Source organism: Pseudochrobactrum asaccharolyticum (genome assembly GCF_003314995.1).
Classification (GTDB): Bacteria; Pseudomonadota; Alphaproteobacteria; order Rhizobiales; family Rhizobiaceae; genus Pseudochrobactrum; species Pseudochrobactrum asaccharolyticum.
This window is the reverse complement of sequence record NZ_QNRH01000001.1, coordinates 803,509-819,902: the sequence shown is the minus strand read 5'-3', so window position 1 is coordinate 819,902 and position 16,394 is coordinate 803,509. Positions and strand designations below refer to the sequence as shown.

Sequence of the window (16,394 nt, the reverse complement as noted above, 5' to 3'; positions counted from 1 at the left end):
CCTCCCAAGGCTCTCTAAAAAAAAGGCCGCTTCACAGCGGCCTTTTTGCATTACTGAGCGGGAATGGATTTTGCCAAGAAAGCGATAATCTTATCGGCAACTTTACGATGGATTGCCTCACGACTACGTCCTCCGCCATCTTTGCACACAATACCATCGCCCGGCATTTCGGCCTCAATCATTTCCACTGCACCAGCCTTACAGTTCTGCATGAAGCTGAAATGCGCGGCATCCGCGATTTCGATATATTGTGTGGCTTTATCGGGCATATTTTCTGCGATATAGCCGGATTCCATTTTGGCAGGCAGGTCACCAATATCAACGCCAGCACCAAAGATCAGCGCAGGCACTGAAATACTGTTCAGGCTCTCCGGCGTAAAACCACGCGCCAGCCCCAGATCAAGTGATACAATTGCACCGACGCGCGGATCAGCTTTCATGGTTTTCAGCTTTTCAGCCGCAACATCACCCTGCGGGTTGATCAGCTCATCTGCCAAGCCGCAAGTGCGCGGATTGGGATTGTCTTTACAGTCCTTCTCAAAACGTTCCCGATCAAACTGTGCTCCGGCCAAAGCCACGACTGACCAGCCACCGAGAGAATGGCCAATCGCAGCAATGCGTTTAGACTCAACCCTGCCCGCCAGAGCGCTGTCAGAGCTCACAGCATCAATCACGCGGCTCAGATCATGCGGGCGCTCCCAGAGCTTCGCAGCCTGCTCTTTATCGCGATTAAATGTGGTCGTGCCCGGATGATCCGGTGCGGCAACAATATAGCCCTGCCCAACCAGCTCACCCGCCAGCCAGTTGAGATTACGCCAGCTGCCGCCATAGCCATGAGACAGAACCACAAGCGGATGAGCGTTCTTATCCGGTGCAGCATCTTTAATAGCCTCAATACCAATAAATGCCGGATTTTCGCCAATCATCACGACTGGTTTTGTGTCAGATGTCGGATACCAAAGCGCTACTTTCAAATCACGATTGCCGCTCTTATCCGTCAGCTCGGTTTGCCGGAAACCAACCTGTTCTGCCACGGCTGCAAAGCTGCCTGTCAGCATCAAAATACTTAAACCTGCCGCCAATGCAGCCATTGTCTGCTTCATCATCATAATCTCCGCTACCTGATTTCTGTCGTCACCGGCGATAGAAGCAAATCACATAAAGAGCGACCTGAAACATGATCAAGGTCGCTCTTTATCATTTCATTATTTCAGCGGGATATAGATCTCAGTTACGCTTTCAGGGTGCATAGGTCCGAGAAAACGCGCACCGCTATATTCAAACTCAATGCCTTCATCAGGCTGCATACCTGCGCTTGGCAGCCATTCTGAATATGCGGCACGGAACGTTTCCGGCAAAGTTGTTACCTCACCGTGATGTTCGACCTTCGCATAATAACGCCCCGGAATTTCCATCGCGGTCAATCCATCAGGAATAGCCGCATCTGCGCCAACCGGCAGGCCTGCAATGTAGCGCCACTGCCCGTCTGCCAGCGGCTGGCAAATGCCGAAAGTGCCCACAGGCTCTTCCAGACGCTCGATCTCATGCTCGCGCGCTTCAAAACGATCCCACATTTGCGGAATACTGCCTTCGTCCTCAGGATACCAGCACATGCCGATAATGCGTTGTGCTGCGAAGAAAACCCGTTCAGGTTTTTGTAAGTCAGGCATTTTGCGCTCCGGTTGTGCGAGATAGCGATGAAGATGGCCGAGCGTTTTCTGACGCCTGTTTATATCAGCTTCCAGCTGAACGGCATGGTTTTGCAGCACTGCATGCATCTTTTCTACACTGTCCAAGCCGCCGTCAGCGGCCAGTGTTTTGATCTCATCCAGCGCCATACCCAGCTGTTTCAGCCATACGATGCGACCGAGCATTACAATCTGCTCCGGCCGGTAATAACGGTAGCCGTTATTCTGTCCGTTCAATGTCGGGCTAAACAGACCAATACTATCATAATGGCGCAGGGTTTTGGTGCTAACGCCCTGTGAGCGCGCCATTTGTCCGATTGTCAGCATGCTATCTCCTTGTGAGTCTGATCGCACAAGCTATGCAGGGTTGCCCTTAGGGCAAGGTCAAGCAAGTTTCACTGATAATCTGATTTTCATAAAATAAAAGCGCTCCCTGATTACCATCAGAGAGCGCCTTGTTTGTCAGGACAGCCGTTTATTTGGCAATCAGTTGCGTTCTGATCTCACCGCCAGGGTGTTTTTCCGTATGGATATTGAAATACCAGTGGCCGGACAGCAGTTGCTTTTCCTGTGCTTTGGTCAGCTTTTCAGAACCCTCAATCGGGCTTTTCAAGTCTTTATTTTCAATCGCAATAATCACATCAGCATTTTGCTTGGTTGTTGCAGGGCCGTGAAAATGAGCCATGCTCGCTGCACCACTCAGGCCACTATAGCTGACATGCCATTTCAGCACTTTGCTGATGGTGTTATAACTGGCTTTAAGCTGCCCTTTGGCTGTTGTCGTAATATGCGGCACTTCTTTATTGCCCGACAAACTGCTTTCAAAATTTAGTGTTTTTGCATAAGCGGCACCGGAAAACAGTGAAACAGCAATAATAAGCGCCGCAGAAACTTTTAAAATCTTCACGATAAAAACTCCATATAAAACAATAAATACAGTTATTTATACGGAGATATTATAGTTTAGATTTAACCTTATCGCAATTGTCGATCAGTTTCTCAGACCGAAACCCTGTAACAAACGGCGGATCGCATAATCCGGTTTACCGGATGTGAACACCGCCAAATCCTCATGATGATGCAGGCTTTTATCCTTCGCCTCCGGCAACAGAGAGAGCATACGTCGCGCAATAGCTTCTGCCGGATCAAGCCAGTCTACCGGCCACGGCGCCAGACGACGGAATACATTGGCCAGAAACGGATAATGTGTGCAGGCCAGCACGACAATATCGGTACGCTTGCCATCCTGCTCGATAAAGCATGGTGTAATCTGTTCCAGCACCAGCTCGTCATCAATCTTTTCACCGCGTATATGCGCTTCCGCCAATGTGGCCAACCGGTCAGCCCCAACAAGGCGCACATGACATTGCGAGGCGAAAGACTGGATCAGATCGCGCGTATAAGCACGTTTGACCGTACCCGGCGTTGCCAGAACCGAGACAAGACCGGAATGTGTGCGCTCAGCTGCAGGCTTAATCGCCGGAACTGTGCCGACAAAAGGCGTATCCGGAAAGGCCTGCCGCAGATCATCAAGCACAAGTGTCGACGCCGTATTACAGGCGATTACACAGAGTTGCGGATGAAAACGGCGGATCAGCTCTGCGAATAATGTAACGATACGTTCGCGCAGAGCCGGCTCTTCCCATGAGCCATAGGGGAAGCCAGCATCATCCGCCACATAGATAAAATGGCGATCAGGCATCAGCACCCGCGCCTCTCGCAGCACTGTCAGGCCGCCGATACCGCTGTCAAAAACGATAATCGGCGCGTCTTGACTACTGCCAACATGCGTATGCGTATATTGCGCGAGATGATGCATATCAGACCTGCCTCAGCAATTTTCGTCCGGTTTATCCTGCTCGGTATTCTCTGCCCCGTCCTTATGCACGGCATCATTAGGTATTCTGGCACGGCCTTCAGGCGCTACATCATTAGATATTCTGGCGCGGCCTTCGGGCGCGCCGGAACCACGCGGGCTCTTTGGCGAGAAATAATCCAGCGAGGTCAGCACACCACGCAGCAAACGGACTTCGGCTTCCGCAAATGCCGGACGGGTCAGCACTGCCCGCAGATTATTCACCATAATCTCCTTACGCGCTTCCGGACGGAAATAACCGCGCGTATCCAGAGCTTCCTCCAAATGATTAAAGAAACCGTGTAGATATTCTTTATTGGCCGGTTGCAGTTCAGGACCACGGAAAACCGTATCTGTTTCATTTTCCAGACCGGATTTCATCCACTCATAGGACATCAGCAACACAGCCTGCGCGATATTAAGCGAGGCAAAGGCCGGATTGACCGGAAATGTCACCAGTTCATCGGCAAGGCCAACTTCATCATTTTTCAGGCCAACACGCTCGCGGCCAAACATGATGCCGGTTTTCTCACCGGTGCGAAATTTCTGGCGCAGGATTTTACCCGCCTCCACAGGACCGCGCACCTGCTTGAATCCATCACGCTCACGGGCAGTCGTAGCATAAACAAAGTTGAGATCAGCCAGTGCTGACGGCAGATCATCATAGAGCACAGCGCTGTCGATAATATGGTCAGCCTTACTGGCCGCAGAGCGTGCCTTGTCATTCGGAAAGGCTTCACGCGGATTGACCAGACGCAATTCGCCAAGGCCGAAATTGGCCATAGCACGTGCCACCATACCGATATTTTCCGGCAATTGCGGCTCTACAAGAATGATTGCTGGGCCTTCTGAAATCATCGGGCGCTGTTTGTCTGTACCGGCCATTATCTTCTCAAAACTAAAATTGTCTCACGCAATAAGAGATATCCGCCTGCGCTTTTCGCGCTTTTCTTAAACGCAAGAGCGACGAAATTCAAATCATGCGTGACAATTAAACAGCTGCATTTCAAAAAACTGAATCGCTGCCAGCCGGTTTCTCGACCAAACGACGCCCGGTTTTTGTATCCGTCACGCCATCGTGAATGTATATTTTGTATTTTGAGATTGTAAAAAACCGTTATCTGCGGAGATTTTTATTATTCCTGTTCTCAAGCGGCGGTTAGCACTTTGCCTGCCGCCTAAGCAGTGCTATGAGAAGCGCAACTTCATGAAGGAGAGGTTTTTATGGCAAAGATCAAAGTTGCTAATCCCGTCGTTGAGCTTGACGGCGATGAGATGACCCGCATCATCTGGCAGTTTATCAAAGACAAACTCATCCATCCATATCTCGACATCGATCTGAAATATTATGATCTGTCGGTAGAACACCGCGATGCGACCAATGATCAGGTTACCATTGATGCAGCAAATGCCATCAAGGAACACGGCGTTGGTGTAAAATGCGCCACCATCACCCCTGATGAAGCCCGCGTTGAAGAATTCAAGCTCAAGAAAATGTGGAAGTCGCCAAACGGCACAATCCGCAACATTCTCGGCGGCGTAATCTTCCGCGAACCAATCATCTGCAAAAACGTACCTCGTCTGGTTCCGGGCTGGACACAGCCAATCATCGTTGGCCGTCACGCATTTGGTGATCAGTACCGCGCGACTGATTTCAAATTCCCGGGCAAAGGCAAGCTGTCGATCAAATTCGTTGGTGAAGACGGCGAAACCATTGAACACGAAGTCTATGATGCACCATCCTCCGGTGTAGCCATGGCTATGTACAATATCGACGAATCTATCCGTGAATTTGCCCGTGCATCGCTGAACTACGGCCTGCAGCGCGGTTATCCGGTTTATCTGTCGACCAAGAACACCATTCTCAAAGCCTATGACGGCCGTTTCAAAGACATCTTCCAGGAAGTTTTTGACGCTGAATTCGCTGAGAAGTTCAAAGAAGCCAAGATCTGGTACGAACACCGCCTGATCGACGACATGGTTGCTTCGGCTCTGAAATGGTCCGGCGGTTATGTCTGGGCTTGTAAGAACTATGACGGTGACGTGCAGTCCGACATCGTGGCACAGGGCTTCGGCTCGCTCGGCCTGATGACCTCGGTTCTGATGACTCCGGATGGTAAGACCGTTGAAGCAGAAGCTGCACACGGTACTGTAACCCGTCACTATCGCCAGCATCAGAAGGGTGAGGAAACCTCAACCAACTCGATCGCTTCGATCTTCGCATGGACCCGTGGTCTGGCGCACCGCGCTAAACTCGACAACAATGCCGAGCTGAAGCGTTTTGCTGACACTCTGGAAAAAGTCTGCGTAGACACTGTTGAAGCAGGCTTCATGACCAAGGATCTGGCTCTGCTGATCGGTCCGGATCAACCTTGGCTGTCCACAACAGGCTTCCTCGACAAGATCGACGAAAACCTGCAGAAAGCAATGGCTGCTTAATCAGTCAGCAGTTTTAAAACCCCGCCTGATCATTCAGGCGGGGTTTTTTCTTGATCATAAAAATCACTTCATTGTGCATCATGAAGATTAATCATCACCGGCACAGCATAAATCCGTTATAAATCCCGTATGCAATAATACCGGAATAACAAAGTATGACTATTCAGCCCGAGAAAAATGAAAATGCACTGGCCGTTGTTCTGGCCTTAGCAATGGTTCCGGCGCTGGGGTTAGGCTTTGCGCGTTTTGCTTATGCACTTGTGCTGCCAGATATACGGACTGATCTGCACTGGTCTTATGCCGATGCAGGCTGGATGAATACCAGTAATGGTATCGGCTATTTGTTAGGTGCTCTGCTGGCATCACGCCTGTTGCGCTATATCAGCGCCTATAAAATGATGATCATCAATATCTGGCTGGTCGTTGCCTCACTCGCACTGTGTGCGGTTTTCCGTGATGTCATTATTCTCAATCTGCTGCGTTTTGTTGCCGGTCTCAGTGCGGGACTGGCTTTTGTCGCCGGCGGATTACTGACAACTGGTCTTGCGCAGCGTTATCCGGAGCGCAGCTCCGTTATGCTCGGTATATTCTATGCAGGGCCCGGCATCGGTATTTTCATCTCCGGCCTCGTCATTCCCTTTTTGATGGCCTATCTCGGAGACGGTTCATGGCCTTATGCATGGGCTGTACTCGCTTTACTTGCCGCACCTTTGGCGATGTTGCTGATCGGTGCGCGCGGGCAGAATGTGACCGTTTACAAGCCAAATCAGAAGACCAATCCTTATCGCGTCAATTATAAAGCAATGAGCGGGATATTAGCGGGCTACCTGTTCGTTGGTGCCGGTTATATTGCCTATATGACCTTCATGATCGCATGGGTGCAGAATTCCGGTGGCAGCGCTATGCTGCAATCGGCTTTCTGGTTTGTGATCGGCCTTGGTGCCATTGCTTCGCCGTGGGTTTGCGCCGGTATTCAGAAGAAAGTCCTGCACGGCTACGGCTTTGCCCTGCTTTCCCTGATCACACTGATCGCATCGCTATTGCCGATATTCTCATCAGGCACCACTTTGCTGATGGTTTCTGCGGCCAGTTTCGGCTGTGCTTTCTTTGCAGTGGTTGCCTCCACCACTGTCTATGTACGCCGCAATCTGCCGCCGCAAGGCTGGGCAGCCGCCATCGGCATGATGACGGTTATGTTCTCGATTGGTCAGATTGTCGGCCCTGTGATGATCGGCTTCATTAATGATCTCACACATAACCTCTCAAGTGGTCTGTGGGCATCGGCAGGCCTGTTATTGCTCGCAGTGATTTGCGGCCTTGCGCAGCGCGATCTTGTGCAAGCTCAATGACTGGCAGATAAGCGGCGATAATCATTGGGCGGCATATCATGATATTTTGCCCAGACACGCCGCAAATGCCGTGCGGATGTGAAGCCGGATTTCTCGGCAATATTCTCCATATCCAGTGACGAGTTTGTCAGGATGTCTTTAGCCAGCGTTATGCGGATCAGATTAACATAGGCATTCACTGTCAGTTCTGTCTGTTCCAGAAATAAACGGGACAAATTGCGCACACTCATAAAGCCGGTTTCCGCCAGTTCTGCCAATGACCAGTTGCGCGCCGGATCAGCGATAATCGCATCCTGCACCCGATGAATAGCCGGATGAATGTGATTGCGCCCGTTCAGCCACGGCGAAAATTGCGGATCGGAACCGGTACGCCGCATATACACAACCATATAACGGGCAATATTGAGCGCCACGACCGGCGAGGTTAGCTTTGCCACCAGATGCAGCATCAAATCGGTTCCGGTCGAAATCCCCGCGCTGGAGTAACGCTCACCATCTTCGACAAACAACCGGTTATCCAGCACACGGGCAGCCGGAGCTATAGCACGCAATTCATCAACAGAGAGCGCATGGGTTGTGCAGGCATAGCCGTCAAACAACCCTGCCCGCGCGGCAATCAAAGCACCGGAACAGATGGTCACGAGATGGATAGAAGGCCTGAAAACCGACTTTAGCCATGCAGCAAGTGCTGCATATTCCGGTTCAGGATCGGCAGCCTCTGCCGGTGCTGTAATGGTACCGCATAGAATAATATAGGCATTATCCGGCAGCACTTCCGGCAAAGGTTCTAACCCCGCAACAGACAGACCGATTGAACTGACCTGCTGCGGACTGGAAGAAACAAAACGATAGTCGAAGCGTATAGCATCTTGCTCTGCATTAGCACGGCGCAACACCTCCACAGGACCTGCAACATCGAGCAGCAGAATATGCGGCGGCACAACGACATAAACCGGTATGATTTGCATAGTGTTGCCGCCATAGTCTTGCATGTTCTGTTCCTTAAACTGCCGTGTTCTGCAATGCCTGTTCAACAGTTACAATGCGGGCAAAGCGCCCTGCCAGAACCAGTTCTGTTCGCATTTTGATATCTTCAACAGAAAAGACCTGCCCTGATGCGTGCTGCATCGGAAAAGTCAGCGTTGCTTCAGTCACATAATCAACCTGATAGCCCAGATCGGACGCATGGCGCGTTGTTGTTTCACAACATTGCTCGGTTCTGATGCCACAGATAATCAGCTTGCGAATGCCATGTTCGACTAGCCAGACATTCAAACCGCTCTCGATCAGAGCAGAATGGCGTTTTTTGTAAAACAATACCGTTGGCTCAATCTGCACATCTTCCAATGTGCGTACAAAGCCGCTTTCCAGCTGAAACACGTCATCATTATCCGTGTGCAAAATCTGCACGACAGGAATATTGCGTTTAGCGACACCATCAATCAGTGCCTGCACATTGCGGATAAACGGACGGGCAATATCGTCCTGCCACACAGGGCGCTGGCGGAAGGATTCCTGAACATCAATAACAATCAAAGCTGTATCTTGAGCGGACATTTTTGGTAACTCCACTGAATTGATATAACAGAGATTACCGTTAAAAAATATATTGAAAATCCAATTTCAGGACAATGACAGGACATATCCGGCCAAAAATAATGGAGGCGCTCTTACGCAGGAATGTGATAAATTATCAATGTAAATTTGGGATCCTGTTCTACGTCAACAGGTTTGCCGCCGAGCCCCTCCACAAGCCTGCGACTGGGACTATTTTCTTCCGCAACAGGATAAATGAAATAGTCCGGTGAATAATATTTACGACACCAGTTCATTATGCCACCGATACCTTCCGGCCCCAATCCCTGCCGGTGAAGTTCCTCACGCACCCAAAGCCCCAGACGCGGCGATGGTGTTTTAAAGCCATGCATACCAAACAAGCCGATAAATGACTGATCCTGATTATTTCGCGCTATAAAAACACAATTGCTTTCCTCGGCTAATTGCACTGGCCATTTGCGCCAAATTTTTTCGAAATCCTCTGCCGACGCAGGTCGTTCCCAGCGCATATAGCGGGCTAAATTCGTAGTCATACATGGCCAAATATCGTCTGCGTCTTCTGCTGTGAACGGACGCAGGATCATGCGCTGTGTTTTAATCACTGTTTTCATCGGGTTTCCTTTAAAAAGAAACCCGATGATATGATCTCAGTAATGTTCAGCAATTCCAAGAAATTATGACTTACTGCATGTGCCTCATGCCGGAATATGATAGGTCACCGACATATATTTCGGCTTCTGCTCGGAAGAGACGAGTTGTCCGCCCAGAGATTCCGCGATCTTGCGGCTTGCCCAGTTTTCATCAGCAGCCGGATAGATAAAATAATCTGCCTGCAAGGCTTCCTTCGCCCATTCGAAAACTGCGCCAACTGCTTCTTTACCAAAGCCCTGCCCGTGCACATCTTCGCTCATCCATACGCCAAATTCCGGTGTGGCTGTTGTAGCGCGATGCACGCCGACCACACCGATATAGCGCCCGCTTTGCAGGTCTCTGGCTACGAAATGGTAATCCGTACCTTGCAGAAAACGCTCCTCCCATGAAGGCTTATTGGACAAAAACTCTTCAAAAGAAGCAGGTGGTTCCCACGCCATAAAACGCGTGAGCGTCGGCGTAATATGGCTGTACATTTCCTCAGCATCCTCCGCCGAGTAAATCCGCAGCTTCAGGCGTTGCGTTATTAATTCCGGCCTTGTCATTATTCCCTCCCGTTAACTCAATAAAAAAGGGCGCCAGAGGCGCCCTTAAAATCTGTTTCCTGATGATCAGATCAGTTACCGGCTTTCGCCTTTTCCTGTTCCGCCTTCATCTTGGCTTCAAATTCTTTCTGACGCTTCTGAACTGCATCCTGAAGATCTTTCTGGCGCTGTTCAATTTCATTCTGCTGCAGACCCTTGCCGCTCAGAGCATCGGAGAAACCGGTGAGCTGAACAGTGATCGGATTTGGCTTATTCTGGAAATTTACGGATGTAAGGGTCAGCTTACCGCCTTTTTTCAGCGCATTGACCATTTCATCTGTCAGCGGAGCTTCAGCGATACAACGATCTGGGAAGCAAATGCCGTATTCAATTTTAGTGGTTTTGTTGGCATCGATCTGCATGCCGATGCCTGCAGGGATCAGACGACCGGTCGGAACAGAAACCTGGAAAATCTTACGGTTAATCTTGCCTTTGATTTCGATCAGGTTGATCGCAGTCAAAAGCTGACCGGAATCCGCAGTAACAATATTCTGCGTATTGCAGATGTCATTGTCTTCCTGCTTCGAGCAGACCTTGAACCATCCCTGCGGCGGCAGCTGTTGAGCTGAGGCCGGAATGGATGCAGTTGCAAGCAGGGCAACAGCGCCGGCAATTGCGGATGCGGCAGCGAATGTCTTCGTGTTGGTCATGATCAACAGGTTCCTTTCAACACTCTGATCTGAATTCTGAATGCACTGTCTTGCAAAAACAAACAGCGCTTATTTGCTATGGGAGGCAGCTGTATCGCAATGCAAGACAGCATTATCCGTTGCGGATCAGCCGATGATCCGCATTTCGCAGCTATGAGTGCGAATAAAATACGGCAACAGCGTGACCTCACGTTACTTGCGGTGTTACACCGCCTGTATCGTTTTATCCAGTACCGAATTGTTAACCATAGTTTTTTAACGTCGATTTGCACTATAAAAACAACGCATTTGCGGATTATCTGACCAGAAAAACAAAAGCGGAAGGCGAATTGCGGGTATTATATTTCTGTGGTTTGCTGCATATTCGCGCCAAACAGGCATTTTATGCGGTGCATCTGATACGAATCAAATTTACAAGAGTTTACGGATATTTCCGAAACAGAGTAAACCTCAATAAAACCAAGCCAATTCCTGACAAAACGACGCATATTGACAAGATTTCGGATAGTGATTGACCAATGAGACAGCCATACCAGCCTTTCCCTCGCACCATTAACAGGCGTCATCTGCTTGCCATGCTGGGAACATCTGCTTTGGCAGCCGCATCCGGAGTTTCGCTTGCGGATATTTCGGCTCAAGCGCAAACCGCGCCTTTACAGACAGATGCAGTGGCACAAGGCTCGGCCCCCTCTTATGCACTCTCGATGCATGGTGATGTTGCGCTGCCAGCAGACTATAAACACTTCGCCTATACTAATCCTGAAGCTCCTAAGGCGGGAAAAATCACCTATGGGGTCGTCGGTACTTTCGACAGTCTGAACCCGTTTGTTTTACAGAGCATGCGTACTACAGCGCGCGGCATGTTCATTGACGGTGATTTCGGCAATCTGGTGTTTGAGCCGCTGATGCAGCGCTCAACCGATGAGCCTTTTACACTCTATGGCTTGCTCGCCGAAAGCGTTGAGATTGATGATGCGCGCAGCTTCATCGAATTTACGCTGAACCCGAAAGCCCGATGGTCAGACGGCAAACCGGTAACACCGGATGATGTGCTTTTCACCTATGAAATTCTGACGGAAAAAGGCCGTCCGCCATTTAATGCCCGTATGAAGCAGATCGACAAGATTGAGAGAACCGGCGAGCGCGGCATTCGTATTACCTTCAATGACAAGGCGAACCGCGAATTTCCGCTGCTCTTGGCAAGTACTATGCCGGTGCTGCCGAAACATGCTGTTGATCCGGAAACTTTCGGCAAGGCATCTCTGAAACCGCCGGTCGCAAGCGGTCCTTATATTATTAAAGATGTAAAGCCGGGCGAGCGTATTACCTATCAGCGCAATCCGGACTACTGGGCAAAAGACTTGCCAAGCCGCGCCGGTTTCAACAATTTTGATACGATCACCATTGAGTATTTCCGCAATGAAACCTCCTATTTCGAGGCTTTCAAAAAAGGGCTTGTCGATGTGTATATTGACGGCTCGCCTAATCACTGGAGCAAAGCCTATAATTTCCCTGCAGTAACACAGGGCAAGATCATCAAAGACACTTTTGTCAAAGGCACACCAGCCAATATGCTCGGCTTTGTTTTCAATACACGGCGCGAGAAATTTGCCGATGTTAAAGTGCGCCGTGCGCTTTCAGAGCTGTTTGATTTTGAATGGGCAAACCGCTCCCTGTTCGCTGGTCAATATGACCGCATGGCCAGTTTCTGGCAGGGCTCGGAACTATCATCTGTCGGCCGTCCGGCCTCTGATGGCGAAAAACAACTGCTGGCAGCCTATAATGACAAGTTGTTACCGGAAGCGCTGAACGGCACATGGCAGCCAGCCATGACTGATGGCAGCGGCCATGACCGAGAACCGGCGAAAAAGGCCTATGATCTGTTGATTGAAGCGGGTTTTACCTTCAACAATGGTGTGGCAACCACACCGCAAGGAACGCGCTTGAGCTTTGAAATCATGACCCGTTCGGTCGATGAGGAAAAGCTTGCATTGGCCTATAAGCGTAATCTCGCACGTCTCGGTATTATCGCTGAAATCCGCAGCGCCGATGATGCACAATATCAGCAGCGCCTGCAGAACTTTGATTATGATATGATTATCGGTGCCCTCACCGCGTCTCTCTCGCCCGGCAATGAGCAGTGGATGCGTTGGGGTTCCGGCTCGCGTGATGCTCTTGGCAGTTTCAACTATCCGGGTGCACAGGATGAAGCACTTGATGCAATGATCGAGGCTATGCTCGCCGCCAAAGACCGCTCTGCTTTCGTTGATACTGTGCGGGCATTTGACCGGTTACTGATATCCGGCAGTTATTATTTACCGCTGTATTATTTGCCGAAACAGCAGGTTGCGCGGTGGTCACATATTAAATATCCGGAAAAAACCTCGCTTTACGGCTATCAATTCCCTACATGGTGGGCTGAAACCACCTCTGCTAACTAATGATGACTGGTAATTCCATGACAAACAAACAAATCACAATCGATGTCATTTCCGATGTCGTCTGCCCGTGGTGCTTTCTTGGCCGCCAGCGTTTGAAAGCTGCACTGGAAATGCTGCCGGATCTGAATATTGAAGTGCGCTGGCGTCCGTTTCAGCTTGACCCGACTATTCCGGCGGGTGGCAAAGAACGTAAACGCTATCTGGTTGAAAAGCTTGGCTCCCAGAGCCGCGTGAATGAAGTACACGACCAGCTGATCGCCATCGGCAAAGAAGAAGGTATTGAGTTCGACTTTGACGCAATCGAAGTTGCGCCGAATACGCTGGATGCCCATCGCCTCATCCGCTGGGCGGGTGAAGTCAGTGCAGAAGTACAGGATCGCGTTGTCGGTGAATTGTTCTCGTTGTATTTTGAACAGGGTGAAGATATCGGCAGCCACGAAATTCTCGTTGAAGCTGCAGAAGATGCCGGTATGGAATATACCATCATCGAAACTCTGCTCGAAGGTGATACTGACAGCGAGAATGTACGCTCGGAAATCGCCGTTGCCGGACAGATGGGCGTTACCGGTGTTCCTTGCTTCATCCTTGATCAGAAATATGCCGTGATGGGCGCGCAATCTGCTGAAGCAATGGCTGATGCCATTCGCCAGATTTCCGAAGGTTATGAGCCGGGTCTGAGCGAAGATCGCTGATTTTTAAATCATTGTAACAAATCCGTATTAAGGCTCTTTGATGCTTATCAAAGAGCCTTTTTCATCTTTAGTTATTCTCTGAAAGGCGTTTCCATGAGCGACCAAACCACAAATGATATGCTGAAACGCTCGGTATCCGACCACTGGGAAGCCAATGCCGAGACATGGACGAAGCATGTCCGTGCCGGATACGATATTTATCGTGACGCACTGCATACACCGGCATTTCTGGAAATGCTGCCGCACATCAAAGGCTTAAACGGCTTGGATGTAGGTTGCGGTGAAGGTGCTAATACCCGTTCACTGGCTCGTGCCGGCGCCACGATGACCGGCATTGATATTGCTCCGACTTTTGTGCGCCATGCAACAGAGTATGAGCAACAGGATCCACTCGGTATCCGTTATCAAACCGCAGATGCCCTGCACTTGCCGTTCGATGATGCACAATTTGAATTTGCCAGCGCCTTTATGTCGATGATGGATATGCCGCAACAAGGCGATGTGCTGAAAGAAGTGTTCCGCATTCTCAAACCACAGGGCTTCTTCCAGTTCACCATTCTGCACCCGTGCTTTGTGCCGCCGTTTCGCAAGAATATTCGTGATGAGAATGGTAAAGCCGTTGCGGTACAAGTAGCAGATTATTTTGCCAATATCGACAGTAATGTGGAGACATGGTGGTTCTCAAGCCTGCCTAAGGAAGAGCGTGAACAATCCAAACCATTCAATATTCCGCGATTTCACCGGACATTGAGTGAATGGATCGGGATGATTACCACTGCAGGTTTCATTCTCGAGGCCAGTGTTGAACCAATGGCCTCTGAAGAATTAGCCGCACAAGAAGATGTGGTTGCCGACACACGCATTACGCCGATTGCATGGATCGTTCGCCTGCGTAAATCATAACGAGTAGCGCAGGCTTAACTCTAAGGAAGCTTATGCTTCCTTAGTTTCTTTTGGTAATCGAAATTTCCAGATAGCTACTACCTTGTGACCGCGTTATGGTCGCCATGGAGCTTATACGTGTGCTTCCTTTTTTCAGGGAGAACACACCTTTATTTATCACTTCAACTGAATAACTGGCCTTTGTAAAATTTTTAAGCACTTCCAAATTTAAGAGAATGACATAGTCGGTAATATTTGTTGTTATCGAACATCCTTTATACTCACCGAACAGATGCTTTGGATTAAATACGACATGAATGTGATCCCACGCACTGAATATGGTCTTTTCTTCACGCGTTTTCAGTCCAATCGCGTACCCACTATTTAAATTCGCCTTTTGAAAACCGTGCTTTTGTAAAGCAGCATAGGAAACAGCGGGGTTTTGCCCTTCAGCTGACAGGCGGCATTGCTCGATAATAACCGGCATTATCGTCTGAATTTCAGGAGATGCTTCCCGCTCTTTATTTCGCTCTTCTACAGTCTTAACGCAGCCAGATAACAGCAATCCAGAAACAAGCAAAACACCAATACGCATAATTTCCCTCTGAATATCAAAGTTTATAAACATTAATATTCATCAGTAGAAAATACTCTTAATTTAAACAATAATACTTATTAAGTATTATTTAAACGAACTTAAAAAATAATATTACAATATAAAAAAGGTTCAGATCAACTGGCATAGTTAATTTGAACCTCAGTTATAATAAGAAAGCTATTATTAACCGCGCAGGAAACGCGACAGAATACGATTAAAGACCTGCGGTTTCTCCAGAAAAGCCGCATGGCCGACCTGAGGCAGCAGAAAGATCGTTTCTTCCCAGAGGTTCTTATAATTCAATGATGCAATATGCGCATTATTGATAAAGGCATCTTCGGCGCCGTTGAGAATAGCCAGCGGTACAGGGCAATTTTCAGCCATATGCTGCTGGTCGGCGATATTATCAGCCAGAATATTCTCAAACATTGTCTGACGTGTCAGCCCGTCGGTTCTGCGCACAGCATCCACCACAAAATCCGGCGTCGGTTTATCAGGATGCACCACATGACGCGCATAGGATTGCGCCTGTTCATCGTCAAGATCACGCTGACCACCATATTTCAGCGCTTCGCTTGGCACAAATGCCTGTCCTACGGAGTCCGGCTCTTTCGAGAAAGGTGGCGTGCCGGTGATCATTAAACGGCTGACTGGTGCCTGCTGTGCAATCATTTCCAGACCAATATGCCCGCCGAGCGACCAGCCAAAAACGGCAGCAGATGATACATCCAGCGCCTTTAGCACATCGGCTGCCGCCTGAGCATAACCATGCAATGTATAGCTCTTTTGCGGCTCGGCAGAATCAGCAGAAGCGCCATGTCCCGGCAGGTCAAAAGCGATCAGCCGGAAATCATGCGCGAGACCGGATTCAAACTGCTTGTGAAACACTTCTTTGCAGGCTGAGTTGCCATGAATAAGCAAAACTGCAGCGCCCTTGCCTGCGCTTATCATCACTTCAAGGCGACCATGTCTGGTTTCAACATGCTGTTTTTGCATTCTATTCCCCCT

The 16,394-nt window shown here is 49.5% G+C and carries 17 protein-coding genes; 5 read left to right on the top strand and 12 right to left on the bottom strand.

Annotation, left to right across the window (positions count from 1 at the left end):
- Positions 1–50 precede the first annotated feature (50 nt).
- From DFR47_RS03760 to DFR47_RS03740, 5 genes are all read right to left on the bottom strand, one after another.
- Positions 51–1,106 carry an alpha/beta hydrolase family protein gene (locus DFR47_RS03760; protein ID WP_245416426.1) on the bottom strand — a complete coding sequence of 352 codons (1,056 nt, stop codon included), beginning with the start codon at positions 1,104–1,106 and terminating at the stop codon, positions 51–53.
- A 99-nt stretch (positions 1,107–1,205) separates the two neighbouring features.
- Positions 1,206–2,015, bottom strand: a complete 810-nt coding sequence (locus DFR47_RS03755) for a MerR family transcriptional regulator (protein ID WP_113943011.1) — start codon at positions 2,013–2,015, stop codon at positions 1,206–1,208.
- 148 nt (positions 2,016–2,163) lie between these two features.
- Entirely contained in the window at positions 2,164–2,595 is a 432-nt protein-coding gene (locus DFR47_RS03750; RefSeq protein WP_113943010.1) for a CHRD domain-containing protein, read from the bottom strand.
- A gap of 84 nt (positions 2,596–2,679) precedes the next feature.
- A complete protein-coding gene (gene murI, locus DFR47_RS03745) occupies positions 2,680–3,507 on the bottom strand; it encodes a glutamate racemase (protein WP_113943009.1) in 828 nt (275 codons plus the stop codon).
- Positions 3,508–3,519: 12 nt separating this feature from the next.
- Positions 3,520–4,428, bottom strand: coding sequence for an RNA methyltransferase (locus DFR47_RS03740; protein WP_113943008.1), 909 nt, complete (start codon positions 4,426–4,428; stop codon positions 3,520–3,522).
- A 339-nt stretch (positions 4,429–4,767) separates the two neighbouring features.
- Between DFR47_RS03740 and DFR47_RS03735 the strand changes: the two genes are divergently transcribed.
- Together DFR47_RS03735 and DFR47_RS03730 are read left to right on the top strand one after the other, a co-directional pair.
- Positions 4,768–5,982 carry an NADP-dependent isocitrate dehydrogenase gene (locus DFR47_RS03735; protein WP_113943007.1) on the top strand — a complete coding sequence of 405 codons (1,215 nt, stop codon included), beginning with the start codon at positions 4,768–4,770 and terminating at the stop codon, positions 5,980–5,982.
- Positions 5,983–6,137: 155 nt separating this feature from the next.
- A complete protein-coding gene (locus DFR47_RS03730) occupies positions 6,138–7,331 on the top strand; it encodes a YbfB/YjiJ family MFS transporter (protein WP_210207251.1) in 1,194 nt (397 codons plus the stop codon).
- Here DFR47_RS03730 and DFR47_RS03725 read toward each other — a convergent pair.
- The 5 genes from DFR47_RS03725 to DFR47_RS03705 form a co-directional block, all read right to left on the bottom strand.
- Positions 7,325–8,323: a GlxA family transcriptional regulator gene (locus DFR47_RS03725; RefSeq protein ID WP_245416425.1), complete on the bottom strand. Its 999-nt coding sequence runs from the start codon at positions 8,321–8,323 to the stop codon at positions 7,325–7,327. The two genes, DFR47_RS03730 and DFR47_RS03725, sit on opposite strands and share 7 nt — an antisense overlap.
- Before the next feature lie 10 nt (positions 8,324–8,333).
- The gene (locus DFR47_RS03720) at positions 8,334–8,888 is read right to left on the bottom strand and encodes an isochorismatase family protein (RefSeq protein WP_113943006.1); all 555 of its coding nucleotides are present in this window, start codon (positions 8,886–8,888) and stop codon (positions 8,334–8,336) included.
- Positions 8,889–9,001: 113 nt separating this feature from the next.
- Positions 9,002–9,499: a GNAT family N-acetyltransferase gene (locus DFR47_RS03715; protein ID WP_113943005.1), complete on the bottom strand. Its 498-nt coding sequence runs from the start codon at positions 9,497–9,499 to the stop codon at positions 9,002–9,004.
- Between the two features lie 84 nt (positions 9,500–9,583).
- Positions 9,584–10,084: a GNAT family N-acetyltransferase gene (locus tag DFR47_RS03710; RefSeq protein WP_113943004.1), complete on the bottom strand. Its 501-nt coding sequence runs from the start codon at positions 10,082–10,084 to the stop codon at positions 9,584–9,586.
- Positions 10,085–10,155: 71 nt separating this feature from the next.
- Positions 10,156–10,773, bottom strand: a complete 618-nt coding sequence (locus DFR47_RS03705; protein WP_113943003.1) for an invasion associated locus B family protein — start codon at positions 10,771–10,773, stop codon at positions 10,156–10,158.
- A gap of 704 nt (positions 10,774–11,477) precedes the next feature.
- On the opposite strand from DFR47_RS03705, the gene DFR47_RS03695 reads away from it, so the two are divergent.
- From DFR47_RS03695 to DFR47_RS03685, 3 genes are all read left to right on the top strand, one after another.
- Complete coding sequence (locus DFR47_RS03695) at positions 11,478–13,214, top strand: extracellular solute-binding protein (RefSeq protein ID WP_245416453.1); 1,737 nt, start codon at positions 11,478–11,480, stop codon at positions 13,212–13,214.
- Positions 13,215–13,231: 17 nt separating this feature from the next.
- Complete coding sequence (locus DFR47_RS03690) at positions 13,232–13,906, top strand: DsbA family oxidoreductase (protein ID WP_113943235.1); 675 nt, start codon at positions 13,232–13,234, stop codon at positions 13,904–13,906.
- A gap of 117 nt (positions 13,907–14,023) precedes the next feature.
- Positions 14,024–14,809, top strand: coding sequence for a class I SAM-dependent methyltransferase (locus tag DFR47_RS03685; RefSeq protein ID WP_113943234.1), 786 nt, complete (start codon positions 14,024–14,026; stop codon positions 14,807–14,809).
- A gap of 40 nt (positions 14,810–14,849) precedes the next feature.
- On the opposite strand, the gene DFR47_RS03680 is transcribed toward DFR47_RS03685, so the two are convergent.
- On the bottom strand, positions 14,850–15,383 hold the full coding sequence (locus DFR47_RS03680; protein ID WP_147245480.1) for a hypothetical protein: 534 nt from the start codon (positions 15,381–15,383) through the stop codon (positions 14,850–14,852).
- Positions 15,384–15,569: 186 nt separating this feature from the next.
- Positions 15,570–16,382 carry an alpha/beta fold hydrolase gene (locus DFR47_RS03675; protein WP_113942999.1) on the bottom strand — a complete coding sequence of 271 codons (813 nt, stop codon included), beginning with the start codon at positions 16,380–16,382 and terminating at the stop codon, positions 15,570–15,572.
- Between the last annotated feature and the right edge of the window lie 12 nt (positions 16,383–16,394).

Bases quoted from the DNA above. Each gene is read 5' to 3' on its own strand.
- DFR47_RS03760 (WP_245416426.1), bottom strand. From the start codon at position 1,106: ATGATGAAGCAGACAATGGCTGCATTGGCGGCAGGTTTAAGTATTTTG.
- DFR47_RS03755 (WP_113943011.1), bottom strand. From the start codon at position 2,015: ATGCTGACAATCGGACAAATGGCGCGCTCACAGGGCGTTAGCACCAAA.
- murI (WP_113943009.1), bottom strand. From the start codon at position 3,507: ATGCATCATCTCGCGCAATATACGCATACGCATGTTGGCAGTAGTCAA.
- DFR47_RS03740 (WP_113943008.1), bottom strand. From the start codon at position 4,428: ATGGCCGGTACAGACAAACAGCGCCCGATGATTTCAGAAGGCCCAGCA.
- DFR47_RS03735 (WP_113943007.1), top strand. From the start codon at position 4,768: ATGGCAAAGATCAAAGTTGCTAATCCCGTCGTTGAGCTTGACGGCGAT.
- DFR47_RS03730 (WP_210207251.1), top strand. From the start codon at position 6,138: ATGACTATTCAGCCCGAGAAAAATGAAAATGCACTGGCCGTTGTTCTG.
- DFR47_RS03725 (WP_245416425.1), bottom strand. From the start codon at position 8,323: ATGCAAGACTATGGCGGCAACACTATGCAAATCATACCGGTTTATGTC.
- DFR47_RS03720 (WP_113943006.1), bottom strand. From the start codon at position 8,888: ATGTCCGCTCAAGATACAGCTTTGATTGTTATTGATGTTCAGGAATCC.
- DFR47_RS03715 (WP_113943005.1), bottom strand. From the start codon at position 9,499: ATGAAAACAGTGATTAAAACACAGCGCATGATCCTGCGTCCGTTCACA.
- DFR47_RS03710 (WP_113943004.1), bottom strand. From the start codon at position 10,084: ATGACAAGGCCGGAATTAATAACGCAACGCCTGAAGCTGCGGATTTAC.
- DFR47_RS03705 (WP_113943003.1), bottom strand. From the start codon at position 10,773: ATGACCAACACGAAGACATTCGCTGCCGCATCCGCAATTGCCGGCGCT.
- DFR47_RS03695 (WP_245416453.1), top strand. From the start codon at position 11,478: ATGCATGGTGATGTTGCGCTGCCAGCAGACTATAAACACTTCGCCTAT.
- DFR47_RS03690 (WP_113943235.1), top strand. From the start codon at position 13,232: ATGACAAACAAACAAATCACAATCGATGTCATTTCCGATGTCGTCTGC.
- DFR47_RS03685 (WP_113943234.1), top strand. From the start codon at position 14,024: ATGCTGAAACGCTCGGTATCCGACCACTGGGAAGCCAATGCCGAGACA.
- DFR47_RS03680 (WP_147245480.1), bottom strand. From the start codon at position 15,383: ATGCGTATTGGTGTTTTGCTTGTTTCTGGATTGCTGTTATCTGGCTGC.
- DFR47_RS03675 (WP_113942999.1), bottom strand. From the start codon at position 16,382: ATGCAAAAACAGCATGTTGAAACCAGACATGGTCGCCTTGAAGTGATG.